The sequence below is a fragment of the Rhodosalinus halophilus genome (genome assembly GCF_003298775.1).
GTDB classification, from domain to species: domain Bacteria; phylum Pseudomonadota; class Alphaproteobacteria; order Rhodobacterales; family Rhodobacteraceae; genus Rhodosalinus; species Rhodosalinus halophilus.
In genome coordinates this window covers 1-22,341 of sequence record NZ_QNTQ01000018.1, presented here as the reverse complement: position 1 = coordinate 22,341, position 22,341 = coordinate 1, and the positions used below count along the sequence as shown (strand labels likewise).

Sequence of the window (22,341 nt, the reverse complement as noted above, 5' to 3'; positions counted from 1 at the left end):
GAAAATTCTTGCCAGATACATCCAGATGGATCAATCTTCGAGTCGAACAACGGGGAGACAGTGCATGATTGTTCTGGGCGTCGACGTCGGCGGTACGTTCACGGACCTGATTCTGGCGGATCTCGATCGCCAGCGGCTGACGACGCACAAGACGCCCTCGACGCCCGAAAACCCCGCCATCGCGGTGGTGCGTGGGCTCGAGGCGATCTGCGAGAAGGGCGAGGTGGAGATCGCGCAGATCGACGGGCTCTTCCACGGCACGACCGTGGGCACCAACGCGATGCTCGAACACGACGGCGCCGTGACGGGACTCGTCACCAACGAGGGTTTTCGCGATGTCCTGCACATCGGGCGTCACCAGCGGCCACAGCACTATTCGATCATGCAGGATCTGCCGTGGCAGAACCGGCCTCTGATCCGCAGGCGGCACCGGCACACGGTGGCGGGCCGGCTCGACGCGCAGGGGAAGGAGCTCACCCCGCTCGACGAGGACGCGGTGCGCGAGGTCGCGCACACGCTCTCCGACCAGGGGGTGGAGGCGGTGCTCGTCGGCTTCCTCTTTTCCTACGTCAACCCGGCGCATGAGCGCCGGGCTGCCGAGATCGTGAGCGAGGTGATGCCGGAGGCGTTCGTCACGACCTCTTCGGAAGTTGCACCGCAGTTCCGCGAGTTCGAGCGGTTCACGACCGCCGCGATGTCCGCCTTCATCGGTCCGAAGGTGCGCCGCTACATCAGCGAGCTGCAGCGCAGCCTGCATGATCGCGGGTTGCGCGGCGAGTTGCACGTGATGACCTCGAGCGGCGGGGTGGCGACGCCCGAAATGATCGCGCGCAAGCCGGCCTCGACGCTGCTCTCCGGCCTCGTCGCAGGCGTGCGGGGTGGGGCGGCGGTCGGACGTCATGCCGGCGCAGACCGGCTCATCACGCTCGACATCGGTGGAACCAGCGCGGACATCGGCATCGTCGTGGACGGCCGCCTGACGGAGGCGGACGCGCGCAGCGCCTCGATCGCGGGCTTCCCGGTCATGCTGCCGATGATCGACATCCACACGATCGGGGCCGGCGGCGGTTCCATCGCCTATCTCGACCGCGGCGGCGCGTTCCGCGTGGGCCCCGAAAGCGCAGGCGCCGATCCTGGCCCCGCAGCCTACGGCAAGGGGGGCAATCAGCCCACGGTGACCGACGCCAACCTGGTGCTGGGGCGGCTCGCACCCAAGGACTTCCTGGGCGGCGAGATGCAGCTCGACCTGTCCGCCGCGCAGCGCGTGATCGGTGCTCTGGCCGAGCGGCTCGGGCGCACGCCGGAAGAGACGGCAGAGGGCGCGCTGACCGTCCTCAACTCCAACATGGCCAACGCGATCCGATCGCGCACGGTGCAGAAGGGGATCGATCCGCGCGACTTCACCCTGTCGGGCTTCGGCGGCGCGGGGCCGCTGCATGCGGCCGAAGTGGCGGGGATGCTGGGCGTGAGGCGCGTGCTGATCCCGCCGCATCCCGGGATCACCTCGGCCATGGGCCTGCTGACCGCCGATCTGGAGTATCACGCCCTGCGGACCGCTTTCGCGGTCAAGGGGGCGGTGGATCATGACCGCCTGACCGGCCTTTTCGACGACATGGAGACCGAGCTCTCCGGGATATTCGATCGCGACGGCGTCCCGCCCGAGAAGCGGCGGATGCTGCGCGAGGGTGAATTGCGCTACGTCGGACAGGGCTACGAGCTGAAGGTCGATTTTCCCGACGGACCGCTCGACGCGGACGCGCTCGAGACCGTCTGGCGGGAGTTCCACGACAAGCATCGCGCCGAATACGGCCACGCCTTCGAGGCGGCGCCGATCGAGATCGTCACCGTCAAGGTGCGCGGGATCGGCGAGGTGGACAAGCTCGGCACGCCGCCCGAAGTGGCCGCAGGCGGCGCGGTCGAACCGGTGGGGCAGGGGCGATGCGTGTTCCGCGTGAACGACCAGCTTTCCAGCTTCGAGACGCCCTACTACGACCGCTCGGCCCTGCCGGCCGGACACGCGGTCCATGGCCCCGCGATCCTGTTGCAGGCCGACAGCACGACCGTGGTTCAGCCGGACTGGAGCTTCGAGGTGGACCGCTACGGCAACGTCATCATGTCGCGTGACGAGAAATGAAGGGGGAGCCCATGCAGACCCGCGTCGATCCGTTCCTCGCGGCCGTGATTCACGGTGCGCTCGAGAACATCGCCATCGAGATGGGCCACAAGCTCATGCGGATGAGCTATTCCAGCATCATCCGCGAAAGCGAGGATTTCGGCGCCGCGCTCACCGACGCGACCGGGCGTCAGCTGTGCGAGTGCACTATGTCGACGCCGCTGCAGTCCGGCCCGATCCCCGGCTACGTCGAGGGCATCCTGCGCGAGCTCGAGGGCCGCGGCGACACGATCCGCCCCGGCGACGTCTTCATGCACAACGACCCCTACGCCGGGGGTTCGCACGGCCCGGACGTGGGCTTCGCGGTGCCGATCTTCCACGATGGCGCGCTGGTGGGTTTCTCGGTGACGACGGCGCATCACCTCGACATCGGGGCGCTGACGCCGGGCAGCTGCGGGATCGTCGACGCGGTCGATGCATATGCGGAAGGGCTGCAGTTCAAGGCGGTGCGCGTCTACGACGAGGGCCGGAAGGTCGAGCCGGTGTGGCAGATCCTGCGCTCGAACATCCGCATCGCGGATCTCGTCGTGGGCGACATGGAGGCGCAGGTTGCCGCGGCGCGGATCGGGGCCGACCGCTACATGGCATTGCTCGACCAGTACGGTCTGGAGACGGTGACCGGCGCCTACGAGGATCTGCTCGATCACTCCGAGACGCTCATGCGCGAGGCGATCTCGGCCATCCCCGACGGCAGCTACAACGCGCGGACCTATATCGACGGCTATCTCGACAGCGACGACCCCGCGCTGAAGGAACTGCCCATCGAGGTCACGCTCAAGATCAGCGGCAGCGACATCCTGGTGGATCTGACGGGCACGGCGCCGCAGATCCCGAACAAACCGATCAACATGCCGCTCGTCGGTACCGTGGATTGCGCCGTTTGGCTCACGCTGCGGTCGATCCTGCTCGACAGTGACGTCTATGGCCACATTCCGCAGAACAGCGGTCTGACGCGCCCCATCACCATCCACGCGCCCGAAGGATGCCTCGCCAATCCGATCTTCCCGGCGCCGGTCATCGCGCGCTTCTGTCCGGGCAACGCGGTGGCGGATACGGTGATGAAGGCCATTGCTCCCACCGTGCCGCGGCAGGTCAGCGCGGGCATCGGCAACCTGCGGGTCATGGCCTTTTCCGGCCAGACCGCAGCGGGCCCGTGGGTGCACATGGAGATCATGGAAGGCGCCTACGGCGGCCGCTATGGCAAGGACGGCATGGATGCGGTGGATACGCTCTATGCCAATACCCGGAACAACCCGGTCGAGGATATCGAGAGCCACCTGCCGCTGCGCGTGCTGCAATACGAGTTGCGCGAGGACGTGGCCGGCCCGGGCCAATGGCGCGGCGGTATCGGCTCGATCCGGTCCTTCGAACTGCTGGAAGACGGTGCCGTCTCGGTCGAGGGAGATGGCCAGCGCTTCGACCCTTGGGGGTTCATGGGCGGCTCCGACGGCTCGCCCGCGCATGTGGATCTCCTGCGCGCCGACGGCGGCGTCGAGGCGCTGCCGTCGAAGATCCCCTACCGCCCGCTGGCGAAGGGCGACCGCATCGTCGCCTACGGACCCTGCGGCGGCGGTTACGGCGATCCCTTCGAGCGTGCGCCCGAGGATGTGCTCGAGGATGTGCGGGACGGGCTCCTGACCCCCGAAAGTGCCAGAAAATCCTACCGCGTGGTGATCGCTGACGGCGGCACGGTGGATGCCGCCGCCACCGAGGCGCTGCGCGCGCAGGGCTAGAGACGACCCAACGACAAACACGACATCGACAACACGGGAGACACGATCATGACCCAACTCGCAAAACTCGGGGTGATATCGGCCGCGGCGATGACGCTCGCCGCGCCCGCCCTCGCCCAGGACGATCCGGTCGCGGCGGCGCGCGCCAACATCGAGGCCTATTCCGACATTCCGGAATTCACGGCCCCAGGCGAGCCCTTCGATGCGCGCGCCTGCATGGAGGGCAAGTCGATCATGACGATCCCGGCCTCCAGCGCGATTCCCTTCGTCAAGACGATCGCCGATCACAAGGGCGAGCTGGCGGAGCAGCTCGGCTTCGAGCACGCGCAATGGGAGAACCAGGGCAACCCCACGCAGTGGATCCAGGGCATGGAGCATGCCGGCAACAACGACTTCGACCTCATCTCGTTGCTGGCCGGCGCCGATCCGCGCTTCTTCGAGCCGCAGGTGAAGGCCGCGCAGGAAAAGGGGCTCAAGGTCGTCACCTCGCACCTGACCGGACTCGAGATCCCGGCGCCGGCCGGCGTCGATGCGAATACGGCCATCGACTACAAGCAGGCCGGCAAGCTGATGGCCGACTGGACCATCGTGCAGACAGAGGCGCAGACCAACGCGCTCATCATCGTCTCGGAAGAGGCGCTTTCGACTGACAGCCTCGTGGACGGTCTGACGGAGGCCTTCGAGAAGTGCCCGGACTGCACCTACGAGATCGTCAACGTGCCGATCGTGGACTGGGCGACCCGCATCCAGCCGACCGTGCAGGGCAAGCTGCAGGCGAACCCTGACATCAACTACGTGATCCCGATCTATGACAGCATGTCGACCTTCGTGACGCCGGCGATCGCGATCTCGGGCAAGCGGGACAGCGTAAAGGTGGCGACCTTCAACGGCACGCCCTTCGTGCTCGACCTGATCCGCGAGGGTACCGTCGAGATGGACATCGGCGAGAACCTCGACTGGATCGCGCATGCGATGCTCGACGCCGAGATGCGGCTGCTGTGCGATCTCGAGCCGATCGTGGACAGCAAGGTGCCGCTGCGCGTCTTCTCGGCCGAGAATATCGACGAGGTCGGCAATCCGGCCGAAGCCTCGGAGGGCTACGGCGACGCCTATGTGGCAGGCTACCGCGCGCTCTGGATGCTGGACGAGTGACACAAGGTTCCGTCCCCAGGCTCGAGATCCGGGGGCTGACCAAGACGTTCGGAGGGGCCCGCGCGCTGGATCGCGCGGACCTCACCCTCATGCCCGGCGAGGTTCACGGGCTTCTGGGATCGAACGGCTCGGGCAAGTCCACCCTGATCAAGGTCCTTTCCGGGTTTCACGCGCCGGACGAAGGCGAGCTGCGGATCGACGGGCGCGACATCGCACTGCCGATCCCCCTCGGCCGGAGCGAAACGCACGGGCTGGCCTTCGTGCATCAGAACCTGGGCCTTCTCCATGACGCCACGGTGCTGGAGAACCTCATCGCCGGCGATCACGAGCGCCTGAGACCGTGGTGGATCGACTGGCGCGCCGAGGCGGAGCGGGCGCGCAAGCTCTTCGCCGAGCATCATCTGGATCTCGCGCCGGACGACATCGTGGCCGACCTGTCGCCCGTGAAGCGCGCGCAGCTCGCCATCGTGCGTGCGGCCGACCGTGTGCGCGAGCACCGGGAGCATGGTGCGCCCGGCGTCCTGGTGCTCGACGAGCCCACGCCCTTCCTGCCGCAGGAGGACGTGCGCGACCTCTTCGCCATGATGCGCCGCCTGACCGCGAACGGCGTGGCCATCATCTTTGTCAGCCACGACATCGACGAAGTCATGGAGGTGACAGACCGCTGCACCGTTCTGCGAGATGGCCACGTGATCGGCACCTTCGACACGGCCGTGACGGAGCGCTCCGCGCTCGTCGAGGCGATCGTCGGGCGCGCTGTCAGCGTGGACCGCCGCGTGAGCCCACTGCCCGCAGCCGCACCTGCCGTCGAGGTCCGTGACCTGAGCGGGGAGATCGTCGAGGGTATCTCCCTGTCGGTGCAGCCGGGAGAGATCCTTGGTCTGACGGGCCTGATCGGATCGGGCTATGACGAGGTGCCGGCGCTTCTCGCTGGAGCGCAGCGCGCGACGGCCGGGCAGCTGAAGCTGGGCGGTCGGTCGCTGGACGTACCGACGCTGGATCCCGCCGATGCGATGGCGGCGCGCATCGTTTTCATCCCGGCGGACCGGCAGCGTGCCGGAATCGCGCCGGACCTGAGCCTGACCGAAAACGCGATGCTGCCGCTCATCGGGGGGCGCCTCGCCCTCAATAAGCGACGGCTGCGCAAGGACACGGGCGAGCTGATCCGCCGCTATTCGGTCAAGGCCAGTTCAAGCGAGCAGGCGGCCTCGGAACTCTCCGGCGGCAACCAGCAGAAACTCGTGCTCGGCAAGTGGCTTCAGCTTCGCCCGCAGCTGGTGCTGCTCGACGAGCCCACGCAGGGCATCGACGTGGGCGCGCGGCAGGAAATCTACGACCGCCTTCTCGAGGTCTGTGCCGACGGCGGGGCGGTGATCTGCGCCACTTCCGAATTCGAACAGCTCGAGATCATCGCGCACCGCGTGCTGATCTTCGATCGCGGGCGTATCCAAAGCGAACTCAAGGGACAGGATGTGACGAAATCGGCAATTGCACAGGCCTGCTACAAGGCGGTGGAGACCCATGCGGCAGAGTAGCCTCACCTATCAGCTCGAGCGTTTCGGCCTCGTGGTCGTCTGGCTGGCCTTCATCGCGCTCTTCGGCGTCCTGCGGCCTGACACCTTTCTGACGTGGTCGAACTTCTCCACCATCTTCGGCTCCGAGGCGGTGCTGGTGATCGTCACGCTGGGCATCATCATTCCGCTGACGGCGGGTGATTTCGACCTCTCGATCGCGCAGACGCTGACGCTCGTGTCGATGGCGACCGCGCTACTCGACGCCCGGCTCGACGTGCCGCTCTGGCTGGTGCTGCCGATCGGCCTTGGCATCGGTGCGCTCGTCGGCGTCGTCAACGGTGCGATCACGATCTACTTCCGGGTCCATTCGCTGATCGTGACGCTGGGGGTCGGTACCTTCCTGCACGGCATCACGCTATTTATCGGCAACTCGCAGACCATCTCCGGCGTCTCGCCCGCGCTGATGGAATGGGTCATCATCCAGCGTTACTTCGGGATTCCGGTCGCGTTCTACTACGCCATCGGGCTGGCCGCGGTCATCTGGTACATGATGGGTTATACAGCTTTCGGCCAGCAGCTGCTCTTTACCGGACGCGGGCGCGAGGTCGGCCGGCTCAGCGGAGTCAGCGTCGGGCGCGTCCGGTTGACCGCTTTCGTCATGTCCGGCGTGCTGGGGGCGCTCGCGGGCATCCTTTATACCGGCACCACCGGGTCGGCCAACCCGAGCTCCGGCACCTACCTCCTGCTCCCCGCGTTTGCGGCAGCTTTCCTTGGGGCGACCTGCATCAGGCCCGGCCGGTTCAATCCCTGGGGCTCGGTGATTGCCGTCTATTTCCTCGTCACCGGTATCAACGGCCTGTCGGTGCTGGGATTTCGCACCTTCGTCCAGGATCTCTTCTACGGCGGTGCGCTGGTGCTCGCAGTCATGGTGTCGCAGCTCGTGTCGGGCCGGAAGGAGCGTGCACTATGAGCTGCGGAACGGTCGCTGACGACAGGCTCCGCATCGATGCCGACCGGCTCTGGGCCAGGCACATGGAACTCGCGCGGATCGGCCAGGTCGGCGAGACGGGTAACTGCCGCCTCGCGCTCTCCGAGGAGGACGCCAAGGCCCGCGCGCTCTTCGCGTCCTGGTGCCGCGACGCCGGGTTGAGCCTCCGCTCGGACCGCGCGGGCAACATGTTCGCGATCCGCCCCGGGCGGGATCCGTCGCGCAAGCCGGTCGCCGCCGGAAGCCACCTCGACACGCAGCCGCATGGCGGGCGGTTCGACGGGATCTCGGGGGTTCTGGCGGCGCTGGAGGCGGTGGAAACGCTTAACGACGCAGGCGTCGAGACGGACGCGCCCCTCGCCGTCGTGAACTGGACCAACGAGGAAGGCGTCAGCTTCGCGCCCGGTCTGCTGGGCTCTGCTTGGTTTGCCGGGCTGATCGACGACGAGGATCTGGACGCCATCGAAGGCCCCGGCGGAGAGCGGTTCGCCGATGCCGCCGACCGGATCGGCTGGCGCGGCGACGTGCGGCCGGACGAGATGGCGCTCGACAGCTTCTTCGAGCTCCACATCGAGCAGGGCCCGGTTCTGGAAACGGAAGGCGATCAGGTCGGCGTCGTGACCTCGGTCCAGGGCCTGCGTTGGCTGGATGTCCGCGTCACGGGCATGGACGCGCATGCGGGGACGACCCCGCTCGAGGCGCGGCGCGATGCGCTGCTTGCCGCAGCTGCGATCGTGGTCGAGCTCAACCGCGTGGGCCGCGCGTCGGGTCCGGACGCCCGGGTCAGCGTCGGCCGTTTCTGCCCGGCCACCGACGGGCCGAGCACCGTGGCGGGACGCACCGACCTCGTCGTCGATATCCGGCATCCCGACGAGACCACCCTTGCCGGGCTCGTCGAGCGCTGCGCGGCGGCCTGCCAAACGGCCGCGGAAGCCCATGGATGCGATGCAGAGGTGTCTCAGCGGCTCGCGGTCCCGCCGCGTGCCTTCGATCCCTCCTGCGTCGCCGCCGTCGAAGATGCGGCGCGCGCGCTTGGTCTGCGCCACAGACGGTTGCCCAGCGGCGCTTTGCACGACGCATCGAACATCGCCCCAGTCGCGCCGACGGCAATGATCTTCGTGCCCTGCCGGAACGGGATCAGCCACAACGTCGCCGAGTACGCCGAGAAGGAAGATCTGGCGGCCGGCTGCGAGGTTCTCCTGCATGCCATGCTTGCCCGTTCCGGTGCGGGCTGACACGGCCGCCTCAGAGGAGGCCCCGTTCTACCGTTGCTGTCGCGTACCCTCCGGGCCGAGGGCCATTGCCTGAGGGGGCAGGGCACGGCACTCTGCGGCCAAGGGAGGCCCGAGCGGGACGGCTCGCAAGAAACGCATCGCAGCGATTGCACTAGCGCTGCTGCTCGCGGTCGAGAGCGCGGCGGCGCTGACGGAGACGCGTCGCGTGGCCGGCTTCGGCAGCTGGGCGGCCTACACCATGCCGGTCGTTCTGGCGCTCGATGGCCCCAGCGGGGTCATGGTGGCAGATCAACCCTTCTGCGCCGCCCAGGTCGGGCGCGAAGAAAGCGCACTGCTGCGCATCATCTTCGGGTATGGCGACGGCAATATCGTCCAGGTGGGCTCGCCGCGCTGGGACTTCCCGCGCAGGCGCGGACGGCTCACGCTCGAGGTCGGCGAGGGCGACGCCGCCCTGCGGTTGATCCTGTCCGACGCCCACTATGCAGAGGCCTTCGCCGAGCGCGTCAACGATCGGAGCACGGCGCCGCAGGTCGCCGCACTCTTCGCCGCCATGGCGAGTCATCCGGCCACGACCCTGACCGTCAGGGACGCTGCCGGCCGGCCGATTGCCCGGTTCCCCACGAACGGGATGGAAGAGGCGCTGGGCCGGGCAGAGCGCTGCGCCGCGCGATAGACCACGCCCGGTCAGGCACCGACGGTCGCGCGCGCGTCGCAGGACCGCGTCGCGACCGTCGCCGGCCTGCGGTCCAGGTCGCCGACAGGAGAGAGGATGGAATCAGCCTGCGCGCTCAGCGGGGGTCGCGAGCGCGCGGCGGTAGGCCTCGATGACCAGGCGCTGGTCGAACTCGCGGGCCATCTTCTCGCGGCCGTTCCGCCCCATCTCCGCGCGGCGGTCGGGTCCGGCGGCGATCAGGTCGCGGCACGCCTGCGCGAGGCTCGCGGCGTCTCGCACCTCGCAGAGAAGCCCGTTGTGCCCCGGATCGACCACGGCACGGCAGCCGGGGACGTCCGTGGCGACGAGGGGGCGGGCCATGGCGGCGGCCTCGATCAGGGTGCGGGGCGCGCCCTCGCGATAGGAGGGTAGGACGACGCAGTCCGCCGCCGCGATCTCATGGCGGACGTCCGAGCTCTCGCCGAGGTAGTCGATGCAGCCCTCGCGCTGCCAGGCCTCGACCATCTCCTGCGAGATCGCCGTGCGGTTCTGCGCGCCGAGGGGCCCCAGGAGCTGGAAGCGCGCGGGCGCGCCCTCGGCCCCGAGCGCCCGGGCGGCCTCGACATATTCCAGCACGCCCTTGTCGCGCAGGAGGCGGGCGATCATCAGGAAGCGGACCTCGGGGCCAGCGGGCAGCGGCGCCGGCGCGAACCGCTCCAGGTCGATGCCGGAGCCCGGCAGCAGATGCGCCTGCTCGGCGCGCACCAGCCCGCGGGCGAGGAAGAGATCCCGGTCGTCGGCGTTCTGGAAGAAGACGAGATCAAGCGGCCGAAAGGCGGTGCGGTAGAGCGCCTCGGCGGTGCGCTGCAGCAGGCCTGTCGAGAGAAAGGCGGTGCCGAGGCCCGTGACATTCGGGATGAAGCGCACCCCCGTGCCCCGCGCGGCGAGCGCGCCATAGATGTTGTTCTTGATCGTGAAGCTCAGGACCGCGTCGGGGGCGAGCCGGCGGAAATGCCGCCGGAGGCGCAGGACGAGCCCCAGATCCCGCCGCGGCGAGAGGCCTTGCACGTCCATCTCCAGCGGCTCGAAGGTGCAGCCGAGCGCCTCGAGCTCGCGCACCGAGTCGTCCGGCGGCGCGAGCACCGTGATCCGGTGCCCGTCGGAGCGAAGCGCCTCGACCAGCGGCCGCCGGAAGTTGACGATGTTCCAGGCCGCGTTGACCGTGAAGAGGATGTGCACCGCGCGCGCTCAGAGCCGCAGATCGACCGCCTCGCGCGGCAGCACGTGCTTCAGGTCGTAGAGGACATGCGGATCGCGTCCCAGCGCCCGGATGCCCGAGGGGCCCATCTCGCGGAAGTCGTCATGCGCCACGGCGAGCACGATGCCGTCGTAGGCCCCTTTCTCAGGCTGCGCGACCGGCGTCACCCCATACTCGGATTCCGCCTCCCTCGGGTCGATCCAGGGGTCGAAGACATCGACCTGCGCCCCGTAATCCGCGAGTTCGCGGACCACGTCGATGACCCGCGTGTTGCGCAGATCGGGGCAGTTCTCCTTGAAGGTCAGCCCCATCACGAGGATCCGCGCGCCGTTGGCGAGGAGCTTGCGCTGCATCATCGCCTTGACCATCTGGCTCGCGACATAGGCGCCCATGCCGTCGTTGAGCCGGCGGCCGGCGAGGATGATCTCTGGGTGATAGCCGATCGCCTCGGCCTTGTGCGTGAGGTAGTAGGGATCGACCCCGATGCAGTGCCCGCCGACGAGGCCGGGGCGGAAGGGCAGGAAGTTCCACTTGGTGCCCGCCGCCTCGAGCACCGCCTGCGTGTCGATCCCCATGCGGTTGAAGATCACGGCGAGTTCGTTGACCAGCGCGATGTTGAGGTCGCGCTGGGTGTTCTCGATCACCTTCGCCGCCTCGGCCACGCGGATCGAGGGCGCCATGTGCGTGCCCGCCGTGACGACCTCGGCATAGAGCGCGTCGATCTCTTTCGCGACCTCGGGCGTCGAGCCGGCGGTCACCTTGCGGATGTCGGGCAGGCGGTGTTTCTTGTCCCCCGGATTGATCCGTTCCGGGCTGTAGCCGACGAAGAAATCCTCGTTGAAGGTGAGGCCAGAGACACGCTCCAGCACGGGGACGCAGTCCTCCTCCGTCGCGCCGGGGTACACGGTGGATTCGTAGATTACGACATCGCCACGCTTGAGCGCCCGGCCGACCGTCTCGGACGCTTTCAGCAGCGGCGTCAGGTCGGGCTGCTTGTAAGCGTCGATCGGGGTGGGGACCGTGACGATGAAGATGCCCGCGTCGGCGAGCCGCGACGGGTCGTCCGTCACCTCGAGTTGGGCGGCGGCAGCCAACTCCTTTGGGCTCACCTCCCGCGTGCTGTCACGGCCCGCGCGAAGCTCCGCGATCCGCTCGGGCTTCACGTCGAAGCCGATCACCCGCCGCCGCTTGCCGAACTCCACGGCGAGGGGGAGGCCGACGTAGCCCAGCCCCACCACAGCGATCGTGCGGTCGCCAAGATCCTGCATTGCCTGTCCCATGATGATCGCGCGCTATTTGCCGTAATAGTCCCTGAACCAGGCGACGAACCGCCCGATCCCTTCGCGGATGTCTGTCTGCGGGCGGTAGCCGGTCAGGCTCTGCAGGAGCGTCGCATCCGCCCAGGTCGCCGGCACGTCGCCGGGCTGCATCTCCATGTAGTTCCGTTTGGCCGGGATCCCGAGCTCGGCTTCGATCGCGTCGATGAAGTCCAGAAGCCGCACCTTCTGGCTGTTGCCAATGTTCACGATGCGAAAGGGCGCCACGGGCGAGAGGCTGTCGCCGGGGGCGATATCCTCCGGCGACGCGGGCCGCTCCGGCACGGCGTCGATCAGCAGCCGGATCCCGCGCACCAGGTCGTCTACATAGGTGAAATCCCGGTACATTTCGCCGTGGTTGTAGATGTCGATCGGCCGCCCCTCGAGCATCGCGTCCACGAACTTGAAGAGCGCGAGATCGGGCCGGCCCCAGGGCCCGTAGACCGTGAAGAAGCGGAACATCGTCGTCGGCAGATCGTGGAGATGGGCGTAGGAATGGCCCATGCTCTCGTTGGCCTTCTTCGTCGCGGCGTAGATGGTGAGCTGGGTGTCCGCCTTCTGCGTCTCGGTGAAGGGCATCTCCTCGTTCGCGCCATAGACCGAACTCGTCGAGGCCATGAGGAGGTGGCGCACCCGGTGCCGCCGCGCCGCCTCGAGCACGTTCATGGTGCCGACGACGTTCGCGCTGATGTAGGCGTGCGGGTTCTCGAGGCTGTAGCGCACGCCCGCCTGGGCTGCGAGATGGATGATGACATCAGGCGCGAAGCCGTCGACGGCGGCGTCGAAGGCCTCGCGGTCCTCCAGCATCGCCTCGGTCGCGGCGAAGCCGTCGCTCTGCATCAGCATCTGATGCCGCCGCCGCTTCAGCCGGACGTCGTAGTAGTCCGTCATCCCGTCGAAGCCATGCACGCGGAAACCCTCGGCGAGCAGGAGCTTGGCGAGATGGAAGCCGATGAAGCCGGCCGTGCCAGTGACGAAGACGCGGGTCATGCTGAGCTGTCTCCTGGTATTCTCGGCCGGTCGAACGGCCCGTTCCGTCTGGCTTCTGACGCGGGCACGTGCTGGGTCAGCGACAAAAAACCCCGCACTCTGGCGGCCAACCGTCGCCTACATACAGGTACTGCCCTGTATTTACGGGATGAAGCTACTGCCCTGCATTTACGGGATGAAGCCCGTACTGTGCCTTTGCGCAACAAGCCGGTGTGATGATTTTATCCGCTTGATGGCTTGAATGGACGGGTTGCGAAGGTAAAGCAGAATATTGTAAAAAAGGGAAGAAAGAAGAAATAGTTGTTCTTGAAGTTCATTGCAAAAAGAATAAATATAAGCGCCAAGCAAAAATACCTTAGATTCCCCCTGTATGCGATTAGCATTGATGCGCTCATGTAGATGATTGGTATAAGCGCTCCGATCAGGCCAACTGCTCCCAGTGAAAGGCCTGCGCGAGAGAAAAAGTTGTCCGGCAGAAAAGAGGTTTCGCTCGGAAATAAATCTATATCCAATATGCGATGGTGTCTGAGATAATCATTCGTGCCAACATTGTAATATAGCGATATGTTTCTTGGGACAAATTCTTGCAGTATCTGGGGCGGGGTAAAGATGCTTAGGTTGAAAAGGGAAATACTTATGATGTACAGACTTATGGCCGCAAATATTACTGCAGTTATTAGTAAAAAGAGACGGTAGGCGCGCAGGTGATTTCCTCTGTAGAATGTGGCGCAGATCAAAGCCGTCATCAAGAAAATCAGCATTGAGGTTCTCGACGAGAGCATGCAGGCTAAAGACAGTAGAGATATTGCAATGATTGTGATATAGTTTTTGTTTGATGTGGGGCGGAGGATGACTGGTGTCGCCGCCAAAGCAATGCACATGAATGCGCCGGATGTATCGTATCCGCGAAAGAGGCCGGGAGATCGAAATGGTCGTGGTGTCTTGTCAAATCCAGAAAAATCCGAGATGCGCAGAGATAGGTATATATCGGGTGAAATCGCTGTAATAATTACGACCACTGAGTTGATTAGCGCAGCAATAATCATGAATCTCAAGAAGATTTTCAGTGTCGAGATGGACTGTCGGTGTGCAGTGAGAAACACAAGAAGTGCGCCAAAAATACAGACACCTATTCTTAGAGCGTATTTTTCAGCCTCTGAGTTTCCAGCAAGAACTCCCAATGAGCATGCGGCTAAACTCAAAATCAGGAAGTAAATCAGCTTTAAGTTGGAAGAGTTGACTTTCATGAGTGGTCTCGCTTGCATAAAGCGAGGGAAGAGGAGAATTAGAAGGAGCAGGTAGGTCACAGAGGGCAAGGCGATGAGAGCGCCCAAGCCGGCAGCTATTCCGTTTCTGACCCTTTCTTGTTGTTGCATCGAAGAGTAGGCCAATGCGCTAGCACTCGAATTTGTGGAGGCGACCGGCAAGGGGCGTCAAATTGCGTGCAAGTCGTGCGTGAATACCGCGGTGGTCGAGATAGATGGTGAGAATTAGACCGAAATTGGCAAAGTACCAGGTCACGCTTACGTTGGGCCTTCAGGCCGGTTCATCTGGCCTTGCCGCCTCGCGCCACCTCGGCGAGCAGACGCGCCACCCGTGGCCCATGGACCTGCAGGCTGTATGCGTCCTCGACCTTCCTGCGCCCGGCGGCGCCCATCCTGCGCCGCAACTCCGGCTCGGCGATCAGGGTCTCCAGCGCCTGCACCCATTCGGCCTCCGACGAGGCGAGGAAACCGTTCACGCCATGCTCCACGATCTCGCTGTTCACCCCGACCGGTGAGGCGACGACGGGCAGGCCGCAGGCCATGTACTGGATGAGCTTGTAGCCACACTTGCCGCGCATCCACGGCGTGTCGGGCAGGGGCATGATGCCGATGTCCATGTCCTGAATGTCGGCGACCTCGCGAGCCTCCGACCACGACCGCACCTCGAAGCCCTCGGCTGTCCCCGCGGCGCTTCCCGCTCCGACAGCGAGAAAGGATACGGCCTCGCCATCGACGATGCCTTTCAAGGGCTCCAGGAAAGGCGCCACGCAATCGCTCCAGGTTCCGGGCGTTCCTATCCACCCGATGGCGACTCCCGAGGTCCTGCGCGGCTTCCGGGGGCCATATACGCTGCAGTCGACAACGGTCGGCACGATTTCGACCCAAGGCGATCCCGCCTGCGCCGCATAGTCGGCCAGGTAGCGATTTCCTGCGAGCACGAGGTCCGATCCGCGCATGACCTTCGCGATCTTGTCGCCCAGGATCCGACGGATTGCGCCTGACGGATGCCGATCGTAGCGGTGGAAGAGCGCATCGTCGTAGTCGCTGACGATCGCTGGTCCATCGGGCGAGAAAAAGCGCTCCGCACCCCAGGGAAGCCAGGGCAGGAGTTCCTTTTCCAGCCAGATCACGTCGAAGGCATTTGCGCTGCGCAACCGCCGGACCCGTCGCGAATAGGCGCGCAGAATGGAGACCGGATCGCGCCGGCCGTTGTAGAGACTGTCAAGATACGCCGCGTCGAAAAGGGGGTGAATATCGACGCTGAAACCGGCGGCCTCCAGGTAGGGAATATACTGCCGGGTTCGCAGCCGACTGGACGCGCCCTGCCGGTCGTAGCGGCTGAGGATGAGCAGTTTCATCCCACGTCAGCCGTGTGCACGTGGCTGCTCTGCGGACTCGGGGGCTGTGGCGCCCCGAGGAGCTTGCCCGCCGAGAATCTCGGCATAAAGCTGCCGGTAAGCCTCCGTCCCGCGGTCCAGCGAGAAGACCTCCTCGGCCGCCTGCCGGCAGCGTCGGGCGAGGTCCGGCTCCTTTCGGAGCTGTTCGAGCTCCGCGGCCGCGGCGTCCATGGCCGCGTCCGAGCCGTCACGGGCGATGACGCCGACGCGGTAGCGCCGGATGATGCGGGCCACGTCGCCGACGCCGTCGTTGGCGATCACGGGGATCCCGCAGCCCAGGATCTCCGCCATGCGCGTCGGGCTTCGCCCCAGCTCCGAAATCTCGCCGCCTGCGTAGAACATCGCCGACGCGGTCTGACGGCGGACGTCGAGGTGCACACGCTCGGGCGGCGCCGCGAAGATCGAGAGGTTCAGCGCCGCGTCCGGATCGAGCCGCGCCCGCACCGTCTCGGGGTCGTCGCGGGTGACCACCTCGAAGCGCGCGTCCGGCTCGCGCCGGGCCACGGCCCGAAAGAACGCCGCCAGCCAGTCGGTCTTGAACCAGCCGCTCAGAACCGTGCCCACGCAGCCGTAGACCCGCTCCGTCGGCGGCTCCGGGGGCGGCGTGAAGCGGTCGAGATCGGCGCAGGTGGGGATCACCCGGATCCTCTTGCCGGCGAGTTCCTCCGGATAGCGCCGCTCCAGGTGATCGACGGCAGCCTCTGTCAGCGAGACGATGGCGGTCGCGTCGCGCAGGCAGAGCCGTTCGAGCCGCTCGAGCAGCCGATGCAGCGGAGAGCCGCGCTTGAGCCGCCCCGCGGTGATCAGCTCCTCGGGCCACAGCGCGCGCATGTCGAAGATGAAAGCCGTTCCGGTGAGGCGCCACACGGCCCATGCGACGCCGGCGGGCAGATAGGAGCGTGCATGGATCAGGCCCAGTTGCCCCGATCGCGCGAGACGCAGGGCGGTCGTTCCCATGGCGACCAGACTCCACGCGGATGCGAGAAGCCGGGGCCGCCGTCGGAAGCGGCGGGGCCGCCAGTCGATCCCGTGGGCCGCGCAGTCGGCCCGGGCGCGCGCCATGGCGGCGCTGTCCGCCATGTCCTCGGGCTTCTCGAAGGTGACGAGGGTGATCGCATGCTCGGCCGCGAGCCCGCGCAGGTAGCTCATCACCTGGCTCTGCCCGAGCGGCTCGAGCAGGCCGTTGCGCGTGAGGTAGAGGGTGGCGGTCATGGATCGGCCAGGAGCCGGAGGTAGGCGTCGGCTGCCGTCGCCGGCCGAAAATCGGCCGCTCTGGCCACCAGAGGGTCGGAGGGATGCGGCTCGGTCAGCGTATCCTCGACCGCCGATGACAGGGCGGATGGATCCCCGACCGGCACGAGACGGCCGTATCGTCCGCCGTCCAGGATCTCGGCCGGGCCCGACGGGCAGTCGGTCGAGACGACCGGCACGCCGGCGGCCAGGGCCTCGACGATGACGTTGCCGAAGCCCTCCCAGTTGGAGGACAGGACGAAGACGTCCGCCTCCCGAAGGAAGGTGCCGGGGTTGGGTCGGAAGCCGGGGAGCCAGACGCTCTCCGCGACGCCGAGTTCGGCCGCGAGGGTTTCCAACTCGCCGCGCAGCGGGCCCTCGCCCAGGATCAGAAGGCGCGCGTCGCACCGCTGCTGCAGATCGGCGAGCGCGCGCAGGAGCACGTCGAAGCCCTTCTGCCGCTTCAGCGTGCCGATCGCGATCAGCCGCGCCTCGCCCTCCAGCCATCCGCCGAGGCGGGCGCGGTCGTCGTCCGTCATGGGGTCGGGGGGCAGGGGGCGCACCGGATTGTGGATCACCGTCACGCGCTCGGGCGGGAGGCCGGCGACCTCCCTCAGGCTCTCGGCGACGCCGTCCGAGACGGCGACGACGCCGTGGCACGGCCCGTAGAGCCGGCGGCCGAAGCGCTTCAGGGCCCAGCGCTCGGCGGGCTTGAGCGACGGCATGTGCCGGAAGTCGTTATGCTCGCTCGCCACGAGGCGGGTGGGCCGGCCCGCGAGGCGCGTGGCGAGGCCGGCGATGCCGGTGAGCGGCCACATGGCGGCGAGCAGCGCGTCCGGCCGCCGCTCCCGCAGATACCGCGCAAGACGCAGGGGCGCCTGCCGCATCCGCGTGCAGCCCAGCGCATGGACGGGAAACCGCCCCTCCGCCTCCGCCAGAAGCGCCCCCCGCGCCTGCAACAGCACGAACTCCACGGCATGGCCCTGGCGCAGGAACTCCTCGGCGAGGACGAGGTTGAGGCGTTCTGCGCCGCCGCCGCGGAGGTCGGGTAGAAGAACCAAAATCTTTCGTTTCACATCTGGCACGTGAAATCCGCGCCATCCATCGAAAGGGCTTGCCCGACTGAATTTAGTACACCCTGGCAAACCATGTCTGCGAGGCTATCAAGCTCCTCGTCCGAGGGGGAGCGCAGACAGCGCAGTTTGCCGAGGATACTTGCTCCACCTCTGGATGTCGCGATTTCGTCTAGGCCGATCACCCGCGCACTTTCCCCGACGGTCGACCAAACCCCTTCAACCTTGTCGTCCCAATTGATGCATAGGGGGTTGCATCCAGAAATGTAAGCAAGGATGCCAGCATGCATCCGTGCTGCAACAACATTCTTGGTGTTCGCAAGAAAAGCAAGCAGCTCTTCAAGGGTGCGGGGATGAAAGATGGGTAGAGTTTTTGCAGTCGTTTTTCGAATCCCTTCTTGTAGCTCGCGGGCTGCCGCTAGGTCATCCGGAGAGCCCGATGTGAACAGCAAAACGGACGACAAATCCTCGCGATAAGAATCAGGAAACTCGCAAACCATCTCAGTGCATCTGTCGATATAACTCTTGCTGCATAGCCCGAGCGGCTTGTGCATGGTCTTTGGGTTCATAATGTTTAGCGCGAGCGATATACTGCGGTCAGGGCGTCGTCGCTTGCGAGCCGAGTTCTTCAGTGCAAAGGCAAGATCCGGGAGCACCGCAGGGTTAATGTGGCCGTTTAGTGCTTCGTATATCCTGCGCTTTGATATTTCGTCCCGAACAATCGTGAATTTAGAATTTCTTATGGCCTTTCTAACAATGAGCCAGTTTTTTTTCTTCATTCTCACGTCCGCGCCAACTCCAACCATGGCGAAGGGTTTGGAGTGCTCTTCTGAAACCCTTGAGACAAGCGCGAGCTTTTCGCAGAACAGCGCAATATTGTTCTTTATTAACTGCCCGCCTCCAACCAAAACGAGGTCGCTGTCTTTTATTGCGGATTCAAAGTGCTCACCGTACTTGTGCTTTTCTCCAAGAATGTGCCACTTAATTTGCGCTTTAGCGTAAGGCTGAACCCCACTGAATATCCGCAAGGCTAGCGGCTTACCTGATCTGACTGGGATGTTGCTCGACCCGATGCTCGGATTGGAACCAATCTGGCCGAAAGAAGTTATGGAAACACGATAGTGAGGTTCCAAAATTTCGGAGAGGGCGCGCGCGATTGCTTGATCGCCCAAGTTGTTGCTTTCGCACTCGGAGATTATCGAAATGCGAGGCCTCATTTGTGCGCGTCGCTCAAGGAGGCGAAATAGGTTGCAAGAAGCTTCGCTTTTTCGCGCAAACTAGTCGCGGGGTGTTGAACTGCGAGCATTGTATCTTTGAAGTTTTTGACTTCCTCTGAGGCGATTTTGAGCCGGAGTCTCCTAATTTCATGATCTAGTGTGATCCATTTCTCCAGTTTCGTAGCCATCCTATGGGGGATGAGTTCCATTTGCACGGCAAGGTTTATGTCAGAGCGGTGCTGGCTATAAATTTCATCGGTGTTCATCCTGCGCAGCGATGCTAATCCGCTGAGGTTGTTTTCGTGTCTTCGATATAGAACGGCCTTGTGGTGCGAGAGAGCGTTAGGGCCACACAAGAGCGAACGCAACAAGAGTGGTGTATCTTCCGTTGGACATGTTGCGTTCAGAGGACCGAAGCGAGTGAGGACGTCTCGTCGCACGGCCCTTGTCGCACCGAAGGTTGTGTGCCGCCAAGCTAATAGATCGCTAAGCGTCTGCAGACCCCCACCTACCTTGCTTTTTCCACTAAGACGTTCGCCAACGGTCCTGCCCGCTTCATTGATCACGTTGGCGGACAGCAGCACAGCTGTTACGGCGGGGTTCCGTCTTAAGCATTCGAACGAAGCCTCCGTTCGGTCGGGTAAGGAAATGTCATCGCCCGCGGCGAGAACCAAGATCTCACCCCCTGCTATTTCTACAACGGCGTTCAAGTGTGCCGCTAGTCCTAGATTTTGCCGATTCCGCCGCACCCGCACCTCATGCGGTCCCTCATACGCCGCCGCCATCTCCTGCATGATCTCGAAGGTCCGGTCGGTCGAGCAGTCGTCGGAGAGGATGATCTCCAGCGGTTCGTAGGTCTGGGCGAAGGCGCCCTCGATCGCCTCGCGGATGTATTGCTCCTGGTTGTAGGCGAAGAGGGCGAAGGTGACGAGCGGGCGGTCGGCGGTCTCGGTCATGCGGGCGGTCTCCGGGGATGGTCTCTCGGCGGAAGGGCGCGACACCGGGCTCACGCGATGGCCGCGCGCAGGTGGCCGGCCGTCTCCGGCCCCAGATGCGGCCCCATCGGCAGGCTCAGCACCTCGCCGGCGAGTTGCCGCGCCAGGGGCAGGGCCTCGGGCGCGAGGCCGAGGTCGGCGTAGGCCTCCTGCATGTGCGGCGGGATCGGGTAGTGGATCAGCGTGCCCACGCCCGCCTCGGTCAGGCGCGCCTGCAGGGCGTCGCGCTCGGGGCTGCGGACGACGTAGAGGTGCCAGACCGGCTCCGCCCACGCGGGCACCTGCGGCAGGGTCAGGCCGGTGCCCGCCAGCGCCTCCGAATAGGCGGCGGCGAGGGCGCGGCGGCGCTCGGTCCAGGCGTCGAGATGTGCGAGCTTCACGCGCAGGATGGCGGCCTGCAGCGGATCGAGGCGGGAGTTCACGCCGCGCTCGACGTTCACGTATTTCCGGTCGGAGCCGTAGTTGCCGAGCCGCCGGATCCGTGCGGCGATCTCGGGGTCGTCGGTGGTGACCGCGCCCGCGTCGCCCATCGCGCCGAGGTTCTTGCCGGGGTAGAAGCTCCAGCACACCGCGTCGCCATGCGCGCCGATGCGCCGCCCCTTGTAGCGCGCGCCGTGGGCCTGCGCCGCGTCCTCGATCACGCGCAGGCCGTGCGCCCGCGCGAGCGCGAGGATCGGGTCGAGATCGGCGGGCTGGCCATAGAGGTGGACGGGCAGGATCGCCCGCGTCTCGGGCGTGACGGCCGCGGCGATTCGGGCGGGGTCGATGTTGTGGGTCGCGGGGTCGGGCTCCACGGGCTGAAGGGTCGCGCCCACGGCGCTGACGGCAAGCCAGGTGGCGATATAGGTGTTCGACGGCACGATGACCCCGTCGCCCGGCCCGACGCCGTAGGCCCGGAGCGCGAGGATCAGCGCGTCGAGCCCGTTGCCCGTGCCGACGCAGTGCCCGGCGCCGCAGAAGGCCGCCCAGTCGGCCTCGAACCCCGCCACCTCCTCGCCGCCGATATACCAGCCGCTGTCGAGGACACGGGCCACGGCCGCGTCGATCTCGGGCCGGAGCTCGCGGTAGCCGGCTTGGAGGTCGAGGAAGGGGATCACGGCGTGGCCGCACTCACAGACGACGCAGTATTCACCGTTCGGCACTCGTCGGAGAGGTGTCTCGCATAAACCCGATCCAAGGCTTCGCCAAGTTCTTTCGGAACGATCAAGTCACCTTGCCGTGAGGGTCGCAGTGAAAGTCGCGCCGCGCTCTTCCCAAGAGATTTTCGTAACTTGCTGTCCCGATGCATGGTGCGCTCGATGAGCCATCTTGTGCCGCGCGCGTTCGCCAGATCCTTCAGCGTGACGCTTGGCAATGCTCGTTCACTAGAGGTTTTCCCCGTCTTCCCCTTGTTTTCCCAGCCTATATCGAGCGTTTGAGCTGTCATATTCGTGGCCGGTCCGAAAAGATCCGTTGTCGACATTTCCGATGCGGCTATCTTGTTGAAATCAATCTTTCGCGCTCTGTAGAAACCTGCGGATAGTATTTCCGATTGAAGGAAGTCGTAGTCAAAGCAGTTGGCATACTTGCTTCGGCAGAATGAGGCGAAGCTGAGTTTTTGGGACAGCGGCAAACCTCGAAACAGCTCCTGATATAGCGATGGCAGAGCGGCTGTCGGTTTCCTAAGCGTGACAATGATTGTGATCGGTGCGTCGCCAAGAAATATGCGCAACTCCGATAACTTTCTTTGCCAGGACACTTTGCGTGAATGCACAAGAAACATCTCTTCCGACAGAAAGACAGTCTTTCCTGCGTCGCATTCCGCGCGAAGCCTCTCTGCGACTTGGTGGCCTTGGCTCTTATCGGCAGATGAGCATGCGTTATGCAGTTGTTGTGCCAGGCTCCCAGAGTTTCGCTCACGTGGTTGAAAGGTTCCTGCGTAGAAATAGCGCGTGTCAGCGAGCTTTTCCGCTGCGACCTGCAAGGAAGTTGTGGCCGTTTTGGGAGGCCCTATGTGGATGAAGATGTGACCTGACATGCAGGAACTGTGTGCCGAAGCGCTTTACTTGCCTGCGCGGCCAGGCTGACCGCCGCTCTGCGCGAGGAACGCATCGTAATCCCGGATGTAATCCGCCTCGTCGTAGGGTTGCGAGGCGAGGACCATGCAGACGGCG

Annotated in this window: 19 protein-coding genes; 7 read left to right on the top strand and 12 right to left on the bottom strand. The window is 65.2% G+C overall.

The window, feature by feature from the left end:
• Positions 1–64 precede the first annotated feature (64 nt).
• The 7 genes from DRV85_RS16050 to DRV85_RS16020 all read left to right on the top strand — a co-directional run bounded on the left by DRV85_RS16050 (position 65) and on the right by DRV85_RS16020 (position 9,468).
• On the top strand, positions 65–2,134 hold the full coding sequence (locus tag DRV85_RS16050; protein ID WP_113290496.1) for a hydantoinase/oxoprolinase family protein: 2,070 nt from the start codon (positions 65–67) through the stop codon (positions 2,132–2,134).
• Positions 2,135–2,145: 11 nt separating this feature from the next.
• Entirely contained in the window at positions 2,146–3,906 is a 1,761-nt protein-coding gene (locus DRV85_RS16045; RefSeq protein WP_113290495.1) for a hydantoinase B/oxoprolinase family protein, read from the top strand.
• 48 nt (positions 3,907–3,954) lie between these two features.
• Entirely contained in the window at positions 3,955–5,058 is a 1,104-nt protein-coding gene (locus DRV85_RS16040) for a sugar ABC transporter substrate-binding protein (protein WP_113290494.1), read from the top strand.
• Positions 5,055–6,593 carry a sugar ABC transporter ATP-binding protein gene (locus DRV85_RS16035; RefSeq protein WP_147238872.1) on the top strand — a complete coding sequence of 513 codons (1,539 nt, stop codon included), beginning with the start codon at positions 5,055–5,057 and terminating at the stop codon, positions 6,591–6,593. The genes DRV85_RS16040 and DRV85_RS16035 overlap by 4 nt, the downstream gene beginning before the upstream one ends.
• Complete coding sequence (locus tag DRV85_RS16030) at positions 6,580–7,542, top strand: ABC transporter permease (protein ID WP_113290492.1); 963 nt, start codon at positions 6,580–6,582, stop codon at positions 7,540–7,542. The genes DRV85_RS16035 and DRV85_RS16030 overlap by 14 nt, the downstream gene beginning before the upstream one ends.
• Positions 7,539–8,795: a M20 family metallo-hydrolase gene (locus DRV85_RS16025; protein ID WP_113290491.1), complete on the top strand. Its 1,257-nt coding sequence runs from the start codon at positions 7,539–7,541 to the stop codon at positions 8,793–8,795. Before DRV85_RS16030 ends, DRV85_RS16025 begins: the two co-directional genes overlap by 4 nt.
• A 205-nt stretch (positions 8,796–9,000) precedes the next feature.
• Positions 9,001–9,468, top strand: a complete 468-nt coding sequence (locus DRV85_RS16020; RefSeq protein WP_113290490.1) for a hypothetical protein — start codon at positions 9,001–9,003, stop codon at positions 9,466–9,468.
• 102 nt (positions 9,469–9,570) lie between these two features.
• Here DRV85_RS16020 and DRV85_RS16015 read toward each other — a convergent pair whose 3' ends face one another.
• The 12 genes from DRV85_RS16015 to DRV85_RS15970 form a co-directional block, all read right to left on the bottom strand.
• Positions 9,571–10,686 (bottom strand): glycosyltransferase family 4 protein, encoded by a 1,116-nt coding sequence (locus DRV85_RS16015; RefSeq protein WP_113290489.1) that lies wholly within the window; start codon positions 10,684–10,686, stop codon positions 9,571–9,573.
• Between the two features lie 9 nt (positions 10,687–10,695).
• Positions 10,696–11,985: a Vi polysaccharide biosynthesis UDP-N-acetylglucosamine C-6 dehydrogenase TviB gene (gene tviB / locus DRV85_RS16010; RefSeq protein WP_113290488.1), complete on the bottom strand. Its 1,290-nt coding sequence runs from the start codon at positions 11,983–11,985 to the stop codon at positions 10,696–10,698.
• Between the two features lie 12 nt (positions 11,986–11,997).
• The gene (locus DRV85_RS16005; protein ID WP_113290487.1) at positions 11,998–13,011 is read right to left on the bottom strand and encodes an NAD-dependent epimerase/dehydratase family protein; all 1,014 of its coding nucleotides are present in this window, start codon (positions 13,009–13,011) and stop codon (positions 11,998–12,000) included.
• 221 nt (positions 13,012–13,232) lie between these two features.
• Positions 13,233–14,402 carry a hypothetical protein gene (locus DRV85_RS19070; protein ID WP_147238871.1) on the bottom strand — a complete coding sequence of 390 codons (1,170 nt, stop codon included), beginning with the start codon at positions 14,400–14,402 and terminating at the stop codon, positions 13,233–13,235.
• 155 nt (positions 14,403–14,557) lie between these two features.
• Positions 14,558–15,634, bottom strand: coding sequence for a glycosyltransferase family 4 protein (locus DRV85_RS16000; RefSeq protein WP_113290486.1), 1,077 nt, complete (start codon positions 15,632–15,634; stop codon positions 14,558–14,560).
• Between the two features lie 6 nt (positions 15,635–15,640).
• Positions 15,641–16,885: a glycosyltransferase gene (locus tag DRV85_RS15995; RefSeq protein ID WP_113290485.1), complete on the bottom strand. Its 1,245-nt coding sequence runs from the start codon at positions 16,883–16,885 to the stop codon at positions 15,641–15,643.
• Positions 16,882–17,964, bottom strand: a complete 1,083-nt coding sequence (locus tag DRV85_RS15990; protein ID WP_199526022.1) for a glycosyltransferase — start codon at positions 17,962–17,964, stop codon at positions 16,882–16,884. Before DRV85_RS15990 ends, DRV85_RS15995 begins: the two co-directional genes overlap by 4 nt.
• An 11-nt stretch (positions 17,965–17,975) precedes the next feature.
• Positions 17,976–19,148: a polysaccharide pyruvyl transferase family protein gene (locus tag DRV85_RS15985; protein ID WP_158540179.1), complete on the bottom strand. Its 1,173-nt coding sequence runs from the start codon at positions 19,146–19,148 to the stop codon at positions 17,976–17,978.
• 41 nt (positions 19,149–19,189) lie between these two features.
• The gene (locus tag DRV85_RS15980; RefSeq protein WP_113290482.1) at positions 19,190–20,149 is read right to left on the bottom strand and encodes a glycosyltransferase family 2 protein; all 960 of its coding nucleotides are present in this window, start codon (positions 20,147–20,149) and stop codon (positions 19,190–19,192) included.
• A 50-nt stretch (positions 20,150–20,199) separates the two neighbouring features.
• Positions 20,200–21,330 carry a DegT/DnrJ/EryC1/StrS family aminotransferase gene (locus DRV85_RS15975; protein ID WP_275401728.1) on the bottom strand — a complete coding sequence of 377 codons (1,131 nt, stop codon included), beginning with the start codon at positions 21,328–21,330 and terminating at the stop codon, positions 20,200–20,202.
• Positions 21,282–22,205, bottom strand: a complete 924-nt coding sequence (locus tag DRV85_RS19065; RefSeq protein WP_147238870.1) for a hypothetical protein — start codon at positions 22,203–22,205, stop codon at positions 21,282–21,284. The genes DRV85_RS15975 and DRV85_RS19065 overlap by 49 nt, the downstream gene beginning before the upstream one ends.
• 24 nt (positions 22,206–22,229) lie before the next feature.
• Complete coding sequence (locus tag DRV85_RS15970) at positions 22,230–22,331, bottom strand: WxcM-like domain-containing protein (RefSeq protein WP_233495562.1); 102 nt, start codon at positions 22,329–22,331, stop codon at positions 22,230–22,232.
• Positions 22,332–22,341: the final 10 nt, after the last annotated feature.